A 16,529-nucleotide genomic window follows, 5' to 3' on the forward strand; every position below is an offset into this window, starting at 1 on the left:
ATAGGGGTTAAAAAGAAACATTTCATAAGTTAGTTAAGGAGTTAAAATCAGAATTGAAAAGTACCATTATATAACAATAGAAGAAACTCGTCAAAAAAGCCTTTGCTCAACGAAAGCAAAGGCTTTATAAATTAAGGTGATTATTTTATTTTTCAACAAACGGGCCATTTTCTTGAATAAGACTTTTTAAAAAAACTGGATGTTTGTTAATGTGAATATTGTAAAGAATTGAACTTAAAACTAAAAAGCCGTTTTATAAAGCGCACTGACTATTTTAATTATTATTTCTTTGAATCTGTTTGTATATAAGTTTTGATAATGAATTTTCCGCGCTTATATTTCCCTTTTGTGCTTCTTTTTTCAGAAGTAAGATCATAATTCCACGAGGGACAATAATAACAGATAAAAAAGAACAAAGGTCAATTATATTTGCATAAGGCTTTAGGTAAACAAAAATTCCCATATTGGATAGTAAGAAGCCATAATATCCAATTATAAATAAACCTGAAAACAGTATGCTCCAACGCAAAAAACTATTCCAAGGAGACTTGTACTGGTATAAAATCATAGCAATTAATGGTGCAATCGTTAAGCTACTTCCGAAAAAATTCGGATAAACAGGAGATATAGAAATTTTTACTGCCCAAAAACCAAAAAACATTCCAATTGAATCGTAAACTACAAATGCCACTGCCACCAAAGAACCATATAACAAAATCTCCACTATTCGTTTTTTGTCTACAAGATAAAAAAATAATAAATAACAAACAAGCACTACGAACAGCGTAAAAAACCATTCAAATGTAAGGAACTCTTGATTAAGCCATTTGGTTAAGATTAGATTATTCAATGCATCAGATTTTTGCATTATTTCTTCGTTAGTAATCATTACAGTTCCCCCTTTTAAAAAATAGATAGTTTTAACATTTGTAAATAATTTAAAATTTATTCTATAAATTCAGAGCATTCTTGTTTAATTAAAGGGGGATTTAGGGGGAAAAGTGCACCAACATCCAATAAAACTATCTTCCGTAATCGGGCGCTTTTCTTTAGTAAGGATTGCAGTCTTTTTGCATCTAAGTGTTCATTGCAAACACCAGCTAATATCATGATAAAATATTAGCTGGCTTTCCGATCAAAATGATGAAAGCTATGACACTTTCAACTTAATAGGGATTCGCTGTTCCATATTAAGTCGAAAGGTTCCATAAGGATTTACATGGTTATAGAATAAAGGCGTTAATCCCCTAAAGTCTTCAGGAGTCATTTTCTTTAGCCAATACCGGTTGTTATGATAAAGAATCTCTTGAACCATTAAAGTATTGATGTAAACTAGGCAGTTTTGAAGTAATTGAAGTGATAATGTAGACACCTCTTGATCATCTAGAGAATTGAAACGAATTTCACTGTTTTTTCCATAAAAAATATAGCTGTTAACGGAATTCCATTGTTCAACAGTATTTAATCCTTCATGAATTTCTCTACGCACTTCCTCAAAATGTAAATAATCACATAAGAAAATGGTTTTGATTGCTTTTCCTGAAGGACGTTCAACCCATCCGGAACTATGAAAAGATTCTGAGCTAGTGGAATAATAATTTTAATATTTATCCTAATTCGCTTTTCTTGCTGAATAAAATGGCAGTAGACCAAATTTCAATTCCTGGTCTATCCCATTTTGAGGAGGAAAAGCATGTTTAATTACGTATTTCCGAGGTTATCCTCTGATCATATGATGTCAATCATACGAAATGGACTAGAAAAAACCAAAATACCCAAGAAGATCATTATTATTGGTGCAGGTATGGCAGGACTGGTCTCAGCCTCTCTGCTTAAGCAGGCCGGCCACAATGTAACGGTCATTGAAGCAGCTGATAGGATGGGAGGACGGATATATACATTAAGGGGGGATTTTAGGGATGAGCAGTATCTTGAAGCTGGTGCGATGCGTATTCCCAGTACGCATTTATTGACTTTGGAATATATAAAAAAATTCCAGCTCCCTGTTAATAAGTTTATCAATTCGACTCCTGCCGATTTTATCTATGTAAAAGGGGTTAAAACACGATTAAAGGCGTACGAACAGAACTCTCAAATATTACGCTTTCCCGTTCTCCCGCATGAAAAAGGTAAAACAGCTAAGGAGTTGATTCAATCAGCGATAAAACCGGTTACCGATTTTATTAACCAGAACGCCAGAAGAAATTGGCCTTGGGTCATTCGGGAATTGGATAAATACTCGATGGATACTTATTTGAGATACAATCCATTCGGAGTCACATTATCTCCGGGAGCCATCGAAATGATTAAAGTAATTCTTACACTGGAAGGAATTATTGAGCTTTCATTTTTGGAACTATTACGTGAACAGTTAATCCCTGAAAATTTTTATGAAATAACAGGTGGTAACGACCTGCTTCCTAAAGCATTTACCAATCAATTGAAAGATAATATTTATTACGGACAAAATGTAAAAAGAATTGTACAGCACGACAATCAAGTAACCGTTCATTCTATCCATCGAATCTTAGAACCTTTTCAAATTACTGGAGATCTTGCGATTGTGACAATTCCTTTTTCAGTACTGCAATTTGTAGAAATTGAGCCTCGTGATTCATTTTCCGAAAATAAATGGAAGGCTATTCGGGAACTAAAATATGCAGGGTCTACGAAGACAGGGATCCAGTTTAAAAACAGGTTCTGGGAGAAACAAGGTTTGTATGGCGGGCAAACTGTTACTGACCTCCCGATTAAATATGTTCAGTACCCCAGCCACGGCCTCGGTACACAAGGAACAGGTGTCATTTTAGGCAGTTATACATGGGAAGATGATGCGATACCATGGGATAGTTTGAATCAGGATAATCGCTTGGAATTTGTTTTAAAAAATTTAGCAGAGATCCACGGTAAACAGGTCTATAGTGATTTTCAAGGAGGAACGAGCCACAGTTGGGTTCGATATCCGTATTCTGCTGGAGCATTTACGCTGTTTAAACACGAACAGGTAAAAGAGTTAACCCCTTATATTTCCACACCCGAAGGAAGAGTACATTTTGCAGGCGAACATACCTCAACTACTCACGGTTGGATCCAAGGAGCAATCGAATCCGGAATACATGCTGCATATGAAGTGAATGACTTGCCAAAAACTTACTTTGAATCTTAATTGTGGTCCATGTGTCGCTCAGTAAAAAACAACTGCCCTCCAATTGTTAGTCTCTCAACTGGCAATTGGAGGTGTAGTCACCATCCCCAATATTAAATACAAGCGCCGAAAAAGAGAGTTCAATATTAACTGTCCGCGCTTACCTCTAGTCCAGAACACATAGTCAATGGAGAGAGCTCCCGTGACCATAGTGGATGATTGTTTAATGCTAATACATACTTTTTTGTAAGAGGTCTTTCCATATGGGAAGCGAAACTTGAGTTACTTAATTTTTTTAAAAATGAAATTTTTTAACATTAGTCCCATAAAAACTCCATATGCCAAAGAGCTAATTAAATGACTATAATAACTACTCACTGGTCTTATAGGAATAGTTTTTCCCTCAATAGACATAGTGAAAAGAAACTCCCATAAAAACCACATAAATAGACTGATTACACCACAGATCAGGACAACATATCTATGCCCCCATTTTCTAAGTGCAAGATAAATCATAGCTCCTAACATAGAACCAATCCCAAAATTTAGATCAAACCAATTAATTCAGATGGCCTATCCTTAATAGTAATCATTAGGCTGTTTAATTGGTATAAAGTGTACTTCTTATCGTAACCTGAACGAAGTAATATCCATGAGGTAATTTCTCCTACAAATGTTGAAACAGCGCCTATCACTCCTGCTATTACAACCTTATCATCATCCAAACTTTTAACTTCCATGTTTATCCCCATTTCAATGCATCTTTTGTTTATGTGTTATCCAAATAGTTGGCACATTATTCATGATTCATCGCTCACTGTTAGTGACTTCTCGGTCTCCATAATGCCTGGATAGCAGTGATAGTGTCACCTTCACGCTTTTAGTAAGTAACTAACCTACAAGCCTTAAAGGCTTGAGAGTGTTGCCTTTAAGGCAACAAAGGTTAAGACAAGGGGCGGCTGCTTACAAAGGAGAGAAAGCCCCGGGAAGTTTATTATAAATCAATACAGCATGCTAACCGTATAAAACAAAGAGTTAGATTGTTTTATGAATCTTACGGTGAGGGAATAGAAGAAGATTATTTGGAGATGGTATTGCTACGATTAGAAGGGTTATGTAAAACAATTACAAGAAAAGCCAGTGATGGTGACATTGCTTTTCAAAAGATGATAGATGAAGGGCATCTTGAACATTATCAAAACGATATTAAATTTATTCGTGAACATGGAAAAGAGTGGGCTTAAGGATAGGTTTTTATTTAACGGGTGGCTTTTCTTCAATTGAGTCTTTGAAACGTTCTTCCGCAATAGGGTGCTTATATTTAAGAAGGTGAGGCTGTTGTAGCAGCCGTTTTCTTATGAGCTAAGGGGGACGGAAACAATTCCAGATTTCAGGAGCCACTATGGAAAACAAAATCAAAAATTTGACATTTAATGTCAATAAATTGTTCCAGAAAAGGGCCATCTTCGCTCTTTTTATATGGTAAAATATGGATGTTTGTATATGAAAGGAGGAGAAAGAGATGAATGAACTTGTATTTAAGCAATTTGAAATGACAAGAGAGTACTTCATCAAGATCGTAAGGTCTGTTTCCAAGGACCAAACAGATGTGCAGCCAGATGGTTTCAATAACACAATTCATTGGCATACGGGTCACGTCTTGACAGTTACTGAACAAACCATGTTTGGTTTTCCTCATGCAACAACCCATCTTCCCACATACTATATGGAATTGTTCGGTAATGGCACGAAACCAGCTGATTGGACGGGAAATGTACCTACTATGGATGAACTTATGGTACAGCTAAAAGATCAATTAGCTCGTCTTCAGCAAATTTCAGCTGAGCAGCTAAACAACACCTTGGAAACACCATTCCTGGGATGTAAAACCTTTGGAGAACTGGCGTGTGTAACACTGATGCATGAAGCAGACCATATGGGACAGATTCAAGCAATGAAGCGAATAATTGAACATGTGGGTGTAAAAAGCTAATTTTGACAAGAAGCGTTTAATAATATTGTCGATTCTTCCACAATCGGGCGCAATTCTTGTACAAGGAATTGTGTCTTTTTAAGTTATCATCGTGTCTTAATAATTTAGTAATGCATAATTGCTTCAAAGTGCGAACTGAAAAATGATTCCTCATGAAAGAAAAAGAAAACAGATTTAAAGATAAAAAAAATAAAAGCCAAGAACCTCTTGACTAATTTTTTTGATTCATGAGGCGTTAAATAATCTTTTTTTGATTATTTGAAAAAGATTTCATATGCAGGTTTAGTAAAATATCTAACTCTTGACTGCATTTTATGGTTTCTTGACTAATAAAACCTATCTTAAATGCAGTTTCAACCATTTTCTTCTTCATTTGGTCTATATTTTTTAAAAGTAATATATCATTTGAACATGTCATAATACCGATAACTCCTAATAAAAGTTTTTATAAAACAACAAAATTATTATAGGATAAATTTCTTGAATTTTGGTATTTTGAAAATAAAAATCGCAGAAATAGACCATTAAAAAAAGTAGTGGTAAAAAAAGTTTATCATATTTCCAATTCCGTTTACGTCGCACAATTATGATATTTGACCGAAAACTGATTAGTTGAGCTTAATTTGCAATAAATGCAAAAACCCCCAAATGGGGGCTTTAGAAAACTAAAATCCGAATGGTCCTGGCATACAGCAAGGATTATGTGGTACTCCGCACATCGTATGTTGTTCGCAGCATTCATTTACACAGGATTCTGTGTTCATAGATCCATCCACAATAGAGCTGAACGGTATACCAACACTATTTCCCACAATATGTATGCTCATTGAGTTTTAATGGGAAAATAATTCCTATTGAGGAGGATTGAGGTAAATCTACTAGTACAGTTGTGGTTTATTCATTTCATTAGTAAAGGATACGAAAATATTACAACAAAAAAGTGTCGAGGGCTTCACTTCTGTAAAATTTATTTGAAAAATAAAAAATCAATGTAACAATCCAAAAAGGGCAGCTGCAACTACGCAGATGCCCTTAATTTAACTTAAAGGTTTATTTTAGCATTTGTACAGCCTATAAGGTAGGAAATCTTCCCTTTTTTTGTTATGGAAAAGTAATTATCCTTTCTCTTAAGCGATATTTAGCTTGTAATACCTCGATTTTTCGATTCCCTTCTGCCCTCCTTTTTTAAATATTTTCTTAATGTAATCCCATCAACTTTTTATCAAATTTCCCAAGTTAAAGCTTAAATTTTGGTTGAATAAGATGATTTCCAAAATGTTCGTTTTAAGGGGGAAATAAATCAATTTTTATTTTATGAAAATATTGTCTTGGGTTTTACGTCAAAATGTTGGGGGTAACCTTAATATCCTCTACGTTACTATATCTTTCAGTTTAATTATTTTTAAGAATTTATTTTTAGGACTTAAGTTAGTTGACAATGGGAATCATTATCAATTAACATGAAACTCGAGTTAACTGATTGATAATAATTATCATTATCAATGTGTAGTGAGATATTGAGATCTATGGGAAAGGGGAAATAGAAGTGATTACGATACAACCAAAAAGTGCGAGACTGATAGAAAATCAGGTTTTTGAAGAGGAAGAAGCCAAAATCTTAACCTACATTAGGAGCGAAGATCCTAAATTGGAAGAGTCATATTTGCTGAATCTTCAGGCAGGAAGAAGAGGGATCTTTCAACGTTTATTTCAGGCACTTATACGAGAAAAAATAATCAAAGAAGAAAGAATTTTATGGCTGGAAAGTGTTGGAACAATCATTTGCATAAAGCTTCCCAGCGGAAAAACGCTTCAGACTGTTGTCAAGAAACGGCATTCACTTGGAAGATTTGATATTGAAGGGGATTTGTTTATAAAACATAATGGGTCATTCAGTGTACTTATTCATCCTGTTGAGCTTCTAGAGTTGTTATGGAAAGAAGGGTTGTTAAAAGATGCAACGGAAAAGCAGTTTCACCGATTTAAAATGGAGATTCAAAATGGAGTAGCGAATTTAGCTTTAGCCTTAGCAGGCGCTTCCCTACGAACACAGGAGTTAGTTACCTCGGCTAACTTAAAACACATACATACCTCCTTAGAATGGGTGCTGAAACAGAGTAAGGATAATAAGAACTTTAGTCCGCTCGCTTTTTATGAACAATGGGTTGTTGAAGGTCATCCTCTGCATCCCGGAGCTAAAACAAAGTTTGGACTTGATGTGGAAGATGTGATCCAATATTCACCTGAATGGGGAGCCACTCCAAAGGTAGCTCTTGTGGCGGTTGCAAAAGACTATTGTCAAACTACGTCAATCGATACCCACACCGTGACAACTTGTTTATTCAGGGAGTATAAAGGTTTAAAATCAATTTTTGAAATTATATTGCAAGATCAGGAGTTAGATCCTGATCAGTTCGAGTTAATTCCCGTTCACCCATGGCAGTTTAAGCATACTTTAGGCACTCTGTACAAAGAAGAGATAGAGCAAAAAAGGATTGTTCCAATTTCGAATTTCCGTATTCCTACACAATCATTGGTTTCTTTTCGCTCGTTAGCACCCATTCAAAACCGCGGGGAGAAAAAGCATCATATAAAAACGGCGGTAAATGTACAAACAACCAGTGCTGTTCGTATTGTTTCACCTAATTCCGTCGAAAATGGGCCCATTCTTTCGAAAATATTAGCTGACATTCAAGAAAAAGAGAATCATTTTGAGGGAAGGTTTGTAGTGCTTCAGGAAAGGGCAGGTGTTTACTTTCAACCAGTAAAACAGGATTTATCGGAAGATGACCGCTGGACCCTTCAAGCCAACTTGGCATCTATTTTACGGGAGAATCCTGAGAACCATGTCAAAAATGAAGAGGAAATCCCAATGGCTGCTGCCGCGCTTATAGCAGAGTCACCGATTAGCGGCAAGTCGATTGCAGTTGAATTAATAGAGGAACTAGCTGACCATTATGGTTTATCTAATCTAGCAGAGGCTGCATCGTTATTTATCCAAAAGTATGCTGAAATATCGTTACCCGGCTTTTTAACTTTGATGGTGCGGTATGGAATTAGCTTAGAGGGTCATATGCAAAATAGTGTTTCTGTATTTCGTAAAGGGGAGCTGGTACGGATTCTTTTAAGAGACTTCGGAGGTGTACGGATTTTACCGGAAAGATTGAAGAAACAAGGATTTGAAGTGGAGTTTTATCCTGGCTCGTCAACAGTAACGGAAAAAGTAGATCAATTGAGAAATATTATTTCATATTCTGTCATGCAAAACCATTTTGCTGAATTGATCTCATGTATCATTCGTGACTTGGGAATTAAGGAGGAGAAGCTTTGGAAGCAGGTTGCTTCAGTATGTAAAGCTGTTTTTGAAAAATTGAAGAAAGACACATCTATTGCCGAACAGGCTTCAGCAGATGAGGATGCTCTTTTTCAACCTATGATTGATTTGAAGGCTCTAACAACTATGAGGCTAAGAGGAGATATTACAGCCTATTCGTTTATGAAAGTTCCCAATCCTTTGATGGAATGGAAAGGAGGGATTCAGTGATGAGTGTAAGAACAAGACACCCTCTTGAAAGCGATGTTTTAAGTATGACAAAAAGGGATATTAGACAGGGAAATGTATTTCAAGATGAATTAAACATTCTTACTTTTTTGCAAAAAGCTTATCCAAATATGGCCCCGTCATATGTGATAGCTCTTGCAAGAGGACGTGAAGGGATTTTACGCCGGCTGGCAGCGTCCATGTTACGTGAAGATATCATGGGACTTACTTCAAATTCGTATGATCTTTACATCATAGGCTCTATTCATACATTAAATGTTCCTTCCATTAATGAGTTTTGGCAAAGGATTATTGAGGCACTCCACATGTATGGAATAGATGGTGGTAAAGTCTACAAATTATATCCTCTTTTTGAAAGAGAATGTCTTGTCATTCCGGTAAGTCGAACGTATGCGTTTAATCGAGTAGAAGTGGATGGGGATATTTTATATGTTTCTAAAGATGGAGTTAGGGCAATTGAACATGCTGTTGAATTTCTCCAGTTGATGCGCAGTAAACAGGAAAGACACTCTGGAAGCGAGCAAACCGCCTGGGTAAAGCTAGCGGAAGAATTAGTAAACGGAAGTGCGAATCTAGCACTCGCATATGCCTATTGGGAGCAGAAGAAAAAAGAACTTCAGAAAAAAGCTGATGAATGCGGAGTAACGACTGCCATCGATTGGGTGCTATTTCAAAAGAATCGCGATCGTACATTTGATTCAAGTTTGTTTTTTGAACAATTATCCGTAGAAGGCCATAATCTTCACCCGGGTACCAAAACAAAAATAGGGATGAATCCAGAAGATGTGTTTTGTTATGCACCAGAATTCGATGGAGTCGCTGACATTCAATTTGTCGCAATTCGAAAAGATTTTTCCGAGTGGGGTGTTATAAATGAAAACGAAATGAATGCAAATGCCTTTCTTTTTAAAGAGTATCCTGAATTGGCAATAGTAGTGGAACAGGAATTGACGGAGCAAGGACTCTGCACCAATGATTATGTGGTAGTACCTGTGCATCCTTGGCAACTGGACAAAGCAATACCGGATATCTACCACCAAGAAATCAAGAAACAGATCGTGGTTCCTATACGTAACATAAGGATTCCAAGCGGGGCAACATCTTCATTTAGAACCGTTGTACCTTTTACGAAGGGAAAGGAGCCAAAACATGCGATAAAAGTAGCTGTCAACAGCCAGATGACGTCAACAGTCCGCTCCATCTCCGCCAATACCACAAACAATGCTGTGGTATTCACCCGGCTTATACATTCTATTATGAAGCAGGAACAAGACCTGGCAGAAAAGTTTTTACCTGTATGTGAATGCGCAGGATTTAATTTCAAAATCAAAGAAACAGCAGGGCGTAAAGATGATCCTCATAAGTTGAAGAGCCGAAATCTATCTGCCGTGATACGTGAGAATATAGAAACATTTGTAGCATTGGACGAAGTCGCTATCGTCTGCAGCTCATTATTTGCTCAATCACCGATCACAGAAAAGCCGCTTCTTATCGAATTGATTGAAAAGTATAGAGACGAAATAAAAGAACCGATACTTCGTAAGGCAGCGTTACAATTTGTCTCAGAGTATGTTTCAATCGCGCTTCCAGGTTTCCTTACTCTGATGGTAAAGTATGGAGTTGGTTTAGAAGGTCACTTACAAAATAGTGTAATGGTTTTTAAAGAGGGGCGTCCAGTTCGAATGTTGTTCCGTGATTGGGGAGGAACCAGAATTTACAGGGACAGACTTCAGAAACATCCGTTCCAAGTACAATTTTATCCAGGTTCTGTAACGATAACGGATAGTCTAAAGGAAATGCATAACAAGGTATTTTATACTGTATTTCAGAATCAGTGCGGTGAATTAATTCTGCAAGTTTGCAAGCATTTTGGGCTTGGAGAAGGGGAGTTGTGGCAAGAGATTCATCGGATTTGCACTAAAGTTCTTGATCAACTTGAATCCTTACCCCAATTTGCCAAAGACGCGCGTATTGACAGGGAAGCATTATACCAAGCAGAAGTCGATCACAAGGCCCTTACAAAAATGCGTTTAGAATCTGAAGGGAAAGGATATTCCTATGCAACCGTTCCTAATCCTCTTTATAAATTTAGGAAGGAGGAAGGTAACGAACCATGGCACAAATAGAAGCACAGCATCATCAGCTTCCACGCTTTGCTCTTCGCTCAAGAACGTTTAATATTTTTATGGCTGGAAGCCTGGTGACACGAGTAGGGGATTGGATGGATTTAGTCGCCTTAAACTGGGCGGTAGTACAATTTACAAACTCTCCGCTTTATCTAGGATTGGTGAATGCCTGCCGTTTGGTGCCCACTTTTATCTTAAGTTTGCCGGCAGGCATATTGGCTGATCGCTATGATCGACGAAGATTATTAATATGGATTCAAATAGGAATGATGTTGTTAACGTTTTGCCTGGGCTATCTTGTCGAGGCAAAACAGTCCTTTTGGTCTTTTGTGTTCATTGTCACCTTACGGTCTATGCTTGCCGCTATGGACCCGCCTATTCGTAATGCCTTAGTCCCGGAGCTTGTAACCCAAAGCTCAATGACTAGTGCAATTGCTATTAATACAACCGTTATTCATCTGTCTCGTATAATGGGACCGGCGATTGCAGGCGCTCTGCTTACAGTTACCGATATGGCCAATTTATTTTATATTAATGCATGGGGTACGTTAGGTGTACTATTCTCATTGCTTATGATTCGTTCTCATTCTTTTCCAAACTCTGATAAAAAGGGTAAAGAGAAGACAACGCTTCGCGAGGCAGCGGATTATGTGAAGAGCCAACCATCAGTACAATCTTTACTCATTTTAGCGATTGTACCGATGATATTTGGATTTCCTTATACAACAATGATGCCGTTATTTGCCCGAGATTTATTACAGCTTGGACCTAAAGGGTTTGGGATGCTTCTATCTGTTTCATCTATCGGTGCTTTAGTTGGCACAACCTGGCTTTCGCTTGGTAAAGCTATTAAAGGTGAAGGAAAGTGGTTGATTTATTCAATTATGGGATTTGGATTCTCTTTGCTTTTATTCATAGGAACTACAAACGTGTTTATAGCAGCAACAGCTATGTTCCTTGCGGGGTTAACAAGTCAGACTTACCGGACGATGAGCCGCATTGCTTTACAAATGCATGTTCCTAATCAACTTAGGGGAAGGATTTTGAGTATTGCCTTAATGGATAGAGGGTTTATTCCATTAGGAGCGATACTCATAGGAGCGATTGCGTCATGGGCAGGTACTTTATGGGCAGGTATTGTGATGGGAGCAGGCTGTATAGGAATAACCTTGCTTATTGTAGCCAGAAGACGACAAATCTGGAATTTGTAATTATTATAGGAGTGTAGAAAAATGATGGAAAAGATCGTTCAGACCCTCAAGATGGAACGGGGGAAGCCTTTTTGTGCTTATATTTATGATTTATCAAAACTGCATCATCATGTAAATGACTTGATGACGACTCTTCCTCGGACATGCCGATTATTTTATGCGATAAAAGCTAACTCAGATTCGACTCTTCTTAAAACGTTAGCTCCAATTGTTCATGGGTTTGAAGTAGCTTCCCTAGGGGAGATTGAGAAAGTTCGGGCTATAGATAAAAAAATCCCCATCTTATTCGGCGGTCCTGGAAAAACACATGAAGAGATTGAAGGGGCTATTCATCATAGAGTCTCCTTGCTTCATATAGAAAGTATCCATGAATTACAGTTGGTCAATCACATTGCCAGTCAAAACGAAACAACCGTAAACATTTTACTTCGAGTCAACCTGCGTCATTCGGTTCCAAACGCACAGCTAAAAATGGCAGGTGTACCGACACAATTTGGAATTGATGAAGTAGAAATACCCAATGCGATTGCTTTAGCAAAAAGTTTGCAAAATGTAAAACTCGTCGGTTTTCATTTTCATGCGATGTCCAATAATGTTGATTCCAAAACCCATGCGGACTTCGTCGACCATTGTTTCGAAATGGCAAATACATGGAGAATACAGTGGAATATAGACATTTCCTATATAAATGTAGGAGGCGGTTTCGGAATTAACTACCAGAATATTGAAAATCAGTTTAATTGGGTTGACTTTATGGAGTGTTTAGAAAAAGTGTTAGAAAAGCACAACCATTCCAATTGGAAGGTATTGTTTGAAAGTGGTCGTTATATTACTTCTTCGTGCGGCTATTATGCAGCTGAGGTATTAGATATTAAACAAAATCATGGTAAATATTTTTGTGTGGTTCGCGGGGGAAGCCATCATTTTAGACTTCCGGCAGCTTGGAAGCATAGTCATCCTTTTACAATCGTACCAGTAGAAAAATGGTCATATCCTTTCAAACGTCCTGAAGTAAACGGGGCTGTGATTACAGTAACTGGGGAGTTGTGTACTCCTAATGACGTACTTGCAAGGGATATACTAGTTACAAAAGTACGGGTTGGAGATATTATTCTTTTCAGTTATACGGGAGCGTATGGGTGGGCTATTTCTCATCATGATTTTCTTAGCCATCCACACCCAGAGCATCTTTACATAGAATCTAACTCTATTATTAGTTCTGATACAAGAATGGAAGAACAAAGAGACGAATTTTATATATTCTCTTGAATAATCTATGAAGTAACACATCGAGAGGGCCTTTAAAATTGAAGAAAGAATGATGACTATACCCAATAAGGGATACTTTAAAAATTCTTTGTTGGGTTTTTTTATTCTTAATACATAAGTGGCAGCGAACTTAATTAAAATACATTTTATTTATAATATGGTAAAAAAAGACTGGAAAATGAATATCAGGGCAATAATGACGATTAGTTTGAAATACTAGGAGGTCCAGGGAGTGAAGGAGGAACTAAACACATTTTTCCGTATTTTTACCACAACCAGGGAAGCTATCGAGAAATTTATCAATATGCTTGATCTTGATCCGGTCATTCAACATTCCAATGATGAACATGAACGCCTATTATCATCATATTACAGAAGAGGAAGAACAGTGGTTATCACGTTTAGCTGAACTGATCCCCCTGATTAGCAAATTTGAACAAGAAAAAGAAGAGAAAGATTTTACCCCTACCAACTTTCTTCTATGGCATGTTGCCAACTTGGGTAGTAATACAACAATATTATCGAGGATGACTCCTCCAGTGCGGCCTGCATCAAAACCATCATCTCTACCCAGCTTAATCCCGTCGTTAACAGTAACGTTATAGACAAGGTTATGTTCAATTATCATATTGGTTGACTCGAATACATAAATCCCTGCATCTATTGAACGACTGTCATGCGCTTCATTAAAGCTAATGGTACTATTCGTTATTCCACAACAAAAATTAATTCCATCTCCGGCTGTATTGAAAACATGGTTGAAACTGATTAAACCGTTTGAAACATTACGCAGTTGAGCCCCTTCGTCACCACTTGAATCATGGATAGTATTGTACAGGATTCTCGTACGTTGTTTGACCGGTGCAGAGGCTAATAATTCAATTAAGTCTCCTCTTCCATTTCTTATTTCCAAACCATTTATCGTTACATCATCCGCCAGAATTCTAAAAATAACAGACACTTTATTAAGTCCATCAACAATAGCTTCTGTAGTTATTTCCTGGCGTCCGAGTTGTAAAACAATTCGGACGAGAATCTACATTCGCTTGCGGACCGAGAATAGTGACCGGTTTATTCACGAGGACTCAGTAGGCAAAATGGCCATCCAATCTAGATGGTTTTTTATTTTGTAAATATCCCTCTTTTTAAACTCCAGTCTTCCCTCCTATTGTAAATCACTGACCCATGCATACTGATGTAATTTAAATTTTTGGAAAATCTAAGAGAATACAAGAGACAACATTAAGACAAGTGGAGGGGAACGCTTACTAACGAAGCAGGAGTTCACAGATGAGCACGTTCGCGTTTTTCTTTTTTAGGAACAACCAATCAAGAAGTAAGTTATTAGAAAGGGATATAATTTTTATTTTAACTTATCATATAATATACATTATATTCATTTAAACTACCAAAATCATATGTTATACTCATCATATAATGTTTATTTTTGGCTCCATTTGGTATGAATTTTAAGTGGTTAAACTCAGCATATAAGTTAAGAGGTGAGAAGGATGCTAGAAGAATATATTGCTAGTCTTGAAAAACAGGATAAGTCCCCAAAAACCATTATTTCCTATCGGAATGATATACATATATTTTTAGATGAATTACATATTCAGCCTGATGATTTTGTGACGGCAACGGATGTAAGAAAGTGGATTAATAGTTTATTAAATCCACATGAAGGAAAGCCTTTGGCGATTACCACGATTAATCGCCGATTAAATTCTTTACGAAGTTTTTATTCATGGGCGCAAAAAAGTAGGAAGCTGCAGCATAATCCAATGGAGGGAATCCCTGATTTAAAATCTGCCGATGAAGATCAAGAAAAAATCATGTGGCTCACAGAAGAAGAATTTGAAGATCTTTTACATCGGGTGAGAAAGACACCGGTAAAAAGTAGAGGGGTGGATCCAGAAGAAAAGTACCGCCGCGATCGAGCCATTATCTATTTATTGACATACGTTGGTTTGAGGGTGGATGAACTATCAAATTTAAAGTTAACCGATCTTGACTTAGAGTTAAGACGTATTCGGATATTGGGGAAAGGTCGGAAGCTTCGGACGGTGCCCATGTCCAATACCTTGTGGCAGGAACTGTACGACTGGTTAATTTTTAGAGCAGAAATGTCAAACAAGAAACGTCATGTAGAAGAGTCGCCCTATGTGTTTTATAGCCAAAGGTCAGCCAAATTTACAGTTCGTGGGATCCAGTCGATGATTGAAAGTTATAGCTTGCCGAAGAAAAAATTAACGCCCCATATGTTTAGGCATACATTTTGTAAATGGATGTTAAAAGCAACGAATAATGACATTGAAAAAGTTCGGAGGTTGGCCGGCCATAGCAACATTTCAACTACAGCAAGGTATCTAAGAGATTCCTATAGTGACCTGGCGGATGCGGTGGAAGGTTTACCAAAATTTTAATTTTTTAAGAAAGTAGAAAAGTAAAATGGTATTTGTTATTTCGGGAGTATTTTGACGTGTTTCTTCTATTATATAAGCTGTTTATTAATAAAAAAGCTTTCTTGTAGTAATATAGGGTTAAAAGGAGGATCAACCTGACCACAAAAGAAAATGCTAATAAAATCAACTTCCTGAAGAGTGGATTAAATTAGTAAAAGAAGCAATGAAATCAAATATAACGAAAGAGGATTTTAAGCAATTTTTGAAAGAGGAAAAAGAGAAAAGGGATAAAGGCTTAAGGTAATTGAATATCTAATGTTTTTTTATAACCTGGTATGCATTGCTGCTTTGTCTTACTCTGTCTATATTCCCATTTTTGGTCAGTAAGGAGTATATATATTGTTATTCTCTTGTAGTTTTTTTTCTATTTCTTTAATATTCTTTGGTGTAACACGTTTACCGGAGTATTCTTTTAACACCGCGTTCACCTTTAGCTGCACATTTACTGTAAAAGGATCTCTGGCTGTAAGCCGCATTTTGTATTTTGAACGGATACTTTCCACTGCTGCCATTTCCCTGCCCATGGTCACTTTTTAAGATATTTGTCCACGAGCAGCTTAAAATAGAACATTTTCTCAGCAGGAATGGTATCAACAACATGACCATACCGAAAAAAGCTGATTCCGCTTATTTCGATCTGCTCCTTCCCAATTTTTCTTAACTGTGGCAAATAAGGTGTTTTCCCTAATTGATTAAAATCAAATAAAAAACGCTGCAGGTTAGTTTTTGGCACATCTTTTGTTTTCATATTATGGCGG

General features: G+C 37.0%; 13 protein-coding genes and 4 pseudogenes. 10 read left to right on the forward strand and 7 right to left on the reverse strand.

The features are described 5' to 3' along the window. Positions 1–274: 274 nt before the first annotated feature. Positions 275–889 carry a hypothetical protein gene (locus J7E77_RS24565; RefSeq protein WP_214717472.1) on the reverse strand — a complete coding sequence of 205 codons (615 nt, stop codon included), beginning with the start codon at positions 887–889 and terminating at the stop codon, positions 275–277. Between the two features lie 261 nt (positions 890–1,150). After that, positions 1,151–1,540, reverse strand: a pseudogene (locus J7E77_RS24570) (Tn3 family transposase); the annotation flags it as partial. Positions 1,541–1,693: 153 nt separating this feature from the next. Between J7E77_RS24570 and J7E77_RS24575 the strand changes: the two are divergent. Beyond that, on the forward strand, positions 1,694–3,166 hold the full coding sequence (locus J7E77_RS24575; RefSeq protein WP_214717473.1) for a flavin monoamine oxidase family protein: 1,473 nt from the start codon (positions 1,694–1,696) through the stop codon (positions 3,164–3,166). A 524-nt stretch (positions 3,167–3,690) separates the two neighbouring features. On the opposite strand, the gene J7E77_RS24580 is transcribed toward J7E77_RS24575, so the two are convergent. Continuing rightward, positions 3,691–3,897 carry a hypothetical protein gene (locus tag J7E77_RS24580; RefSeq protein ID WP_214717474.1) on the reverse strand — a complete coding sequence of 69 codons (207 nt, stop codon included), beginning with the start codon at positions 3,895–3,897 and terminating at the stop codon, positions 3,691–3,693. Positions 3,898–4,134: 237 nt separating this feature from the next. On the opposite strand from J7E77_RS24580, the pseudogene J7E77_RS24585 reads away from it, so the two are divergent. Together J7E77_RS24585 and J7E77_RS24590 are read left to right on the forward strand one after the other, a co-directional pair. Continuing rightward, positions 4,135–4,389, forward strand: a pseudogene (locus J7E77_RS24585) (aminoglycoside phosphotransferase); the annotation flags it as partial. Between the two features lie 278 nt (positions 4,390–4,667). Then, complete coding sequence (locus J7E77_RS24590; RefSeq protein WP_214717475.1) at positions 4,668–5,138, forward strand: DinB family protein; 471 nt, start codon at positions 4,668–4,670, stop codon at positions 5,136–5,138. A gap of 235 nt (positions 5,139–5,373) precedes the next feature. On the opposite strand, the gene J7E77_RS31290 is transcribed toward J7E77_RS24590, so the two are convergent. After that, positions 5,374–5,556 carry an aspartyl-phosphate phosphatase Spo0E family protein gene (locus J7E77_RS31290; protein WP_214717476.1) on the reverse strand — a complete coding sequence of 61 codons (183 nt, stop codon included), beginning with the start codon at positions 5,554–5,556 and terminating at the stop codon, positions 5,374–5,376. A 1,128-nt stretch (positions 5,557–6,684) separates the two neighbouring features. On the opposite strand from J7E77_RS31290, the gene J7E77_RS24600 reads away from it, so the two are divergent. From J7E77_RS24600 to J7E77_RS31965, 5 genes and pseudogenes are all read left to right on the forward strand, one after another. Further along, complete coding sequence (locus J7E77_RS24600) at positions 6,685–8,682, forward strand: IucA/IucC family protein (RefSeq protein WP_214717477.1); 1,998 nt, start codon at positions 6,685–6,687, stop codon at positions 8,680–8,682. Next, a complete protein-coding gene (locus J7E77_RS24605) occupies positions 8,682–10,826 on the forward strand; it encodes an IucA/IucC family protein (protein ID WP_214717478.1) in 2,145 nt (714 codons plus the stop codon). Before J7E77_RS24600 ends, J7E77_RS24605 begins: the two co-directional genes overlap by 1 nt. Continuing rightward, a complete protein-coding gene (locus tag J7E77_RS24610) occupies positions 10,814–12,037 on the forward strand; it encodes an MFS transporter (RefSeq protein ID WP_214717480.1) in 1,224 nt (407 codons plus the stop codon). Before J7E77_RS24605 ends, J7E77_RS24610 begins: the two co-directional genes overlap by 13 nt. Positions 12,038–12,058: 21 nt before the next feature. Then, positions 12,059–13,306: a type III PLP-dependent enzyme gene (locus tag J7E77_RS24615; protein WP_214717482.1), complete on the forward strand. Its 1,248-nt coding sequence runs from the start codon at positions 12,059–12,061 to the stop codon at positions 13,304–13,306. 304 nt (positions 13,307–13,610) lie between these two features. Further along, positions 13,611–13,722, forward strand: a pseudogene (locus tag J7E77_RS31965) (IMEF encapsulin system ferritin-like cargo protein); the annotation flags it as partial. On the opposite strand, the gene J7E77_RS24625 reads toward J7E77_RS31965, so the two are convergent. After that, positions 13,671–14,267 carry a right-handed parallel beta-helix repeat-containing protein gene (locus J7E77_RS24625; RefSeq protein WP_214717483.1) on the reverse strand — a complete coding sequence of 199 codons (597 nt, stop codon included), beginning with the start codon at positions 14,265–14,267 and terminating at the stop codon, positions 13,671–13,673. The pseudogene J7E77_RS31965 and the gene J7E77_RS24625 sit on opposite strands and share 52 nt — an antisense overlap. Positions 14,268–14,817: 550 nt before the next feature. Between J7E77_RS24625 and J7E77_RS24630 the strand changes: the two genes are divergently transcribed. Both J7E77_RS24630 and sinI read left to right on the forward strand, forming a co-directional pair. Next, positions 14,818–15,732 carry a tyrosine-type recombinase/integrase gene (locus J7E77_RS24630; RefSeq protein ID WP_214717484.1) on the forward strand — a complete coding sequence of 305 codons (915 nt, stop codon included), beginning with the start codon at positions 14,818–14,820 and terminating at the stop codon, positions 15,730–15,732. Between the two features lie 181 nt (positions 15,733–15,913). Beyond that, positions 15,914–16,015, forward strand: a complete 102-nt coding sequence (sinI, locus tag J7E77_RS24635) for a DNA-binding anti-repressor SinI (protein WP_214717487.1) — start codon at positions 15,914–15,916, stop codon at positions 16,013–16,015. Between the two features lie 76 nt (positions 16,016–16,091). Here sinI and J7E77_RS24640 read toward each other — a convergent pair whose 3' ends face one another. Next, positions 16,092–16,283 (reverse strand): hypothetical protein, encoded by a 192-nt coding sequence (locus tag J7E77_RS24640; RefSeq protein ID WP_214717485.1) that lies wholly within the window; start codon positions 16,281–16,283, stop codon positions 16,092–16,094. A 14-nt stretch (positions 16,284–16,297) separates the two neighbouring features. Further along, positions 16,298–16,529, reverse strand: a pseudogene (locus tag J7E77_RS24645) (Ger(x)C family spore germination protein); the annotation flags it as partial.

This window comes from Bacillus sp. ISL-77 (genome assembly GCF_018613105.1).

Excerpts from the sequence above, each read along its gene's own strand:
- J7E77_RS24565 (WP_214717472.1), bottom strand. The coding sequence starts at position 889 with ATGATTACTAACGAAGAAATAATGCAAAAATCTGATGCATTGAATAAT.
- J7E77_RS24575 (WP_214717473.1), top strand. The coding sequence starts at position 1,694 with ATGTTTAATTACGTATTTCCGAGGTTATCCTCTGATCATATGATGTCA.
- J7E77_RS24580 (WP_214717474.1), bottom strand. The coding sequence starts at position 3,897 with ATGGGGATAAACATGGAAGTTAAAAGTTTGGATGATGATAAGGTTGTA.
- J7E77_RS24590 (WP_214717475.1), top strand. The coding sequence starts at position 4,668 with ATGAATGAACTTGTATTTAAGCAATTTGAAATGACAAGAGAGTACTTC.
- J7E77_RS31290 (WP_214717476.1), bottom strand. The coding sequence starts at position 5,556 with ATGACATGTTCAAATGATATATTACTTTTAAAAAATATAGACCAAATG.
- J7E77_RS24605 (WP_214717478.1), top strand. The coding sequence starts at position 8,682 with ATGAGTGTAAGAACAAGACACCCTCTTGAAAGCGATGTTTTAAGTATG.
- J7E77_RS24610 (WP_214717480.1), top strand. The coding sequence starts at position 10,814 with ATGGCACAAATAGAAGCACAGCATCATCAGCTTCCACGCTTTGCTCTT.
- J7E77_RS24615 (WP_214717482.1), top strand. The coding sequence starts at position 12,059 with ATGATGGAAAAGATCGTTCAGACCCTCAAGATGGAACGGGGGAAGCCT.
- J7E77_RS24630 (WP_214717484.1), top strand. The coding sequence starts at position 14,818 with ATGCTAGAAGAATATATTGCTAGTCTTGAAAAACAGGATAAGTCCCCA.
- J7E77_RS24640 (WP_214717485.1), bottom strand. The coding sequence starts at position 16,283 with ATGGCAGCAGTGGAAAGTATCCGTTCAAAATACAAAATGCGGCTTACA.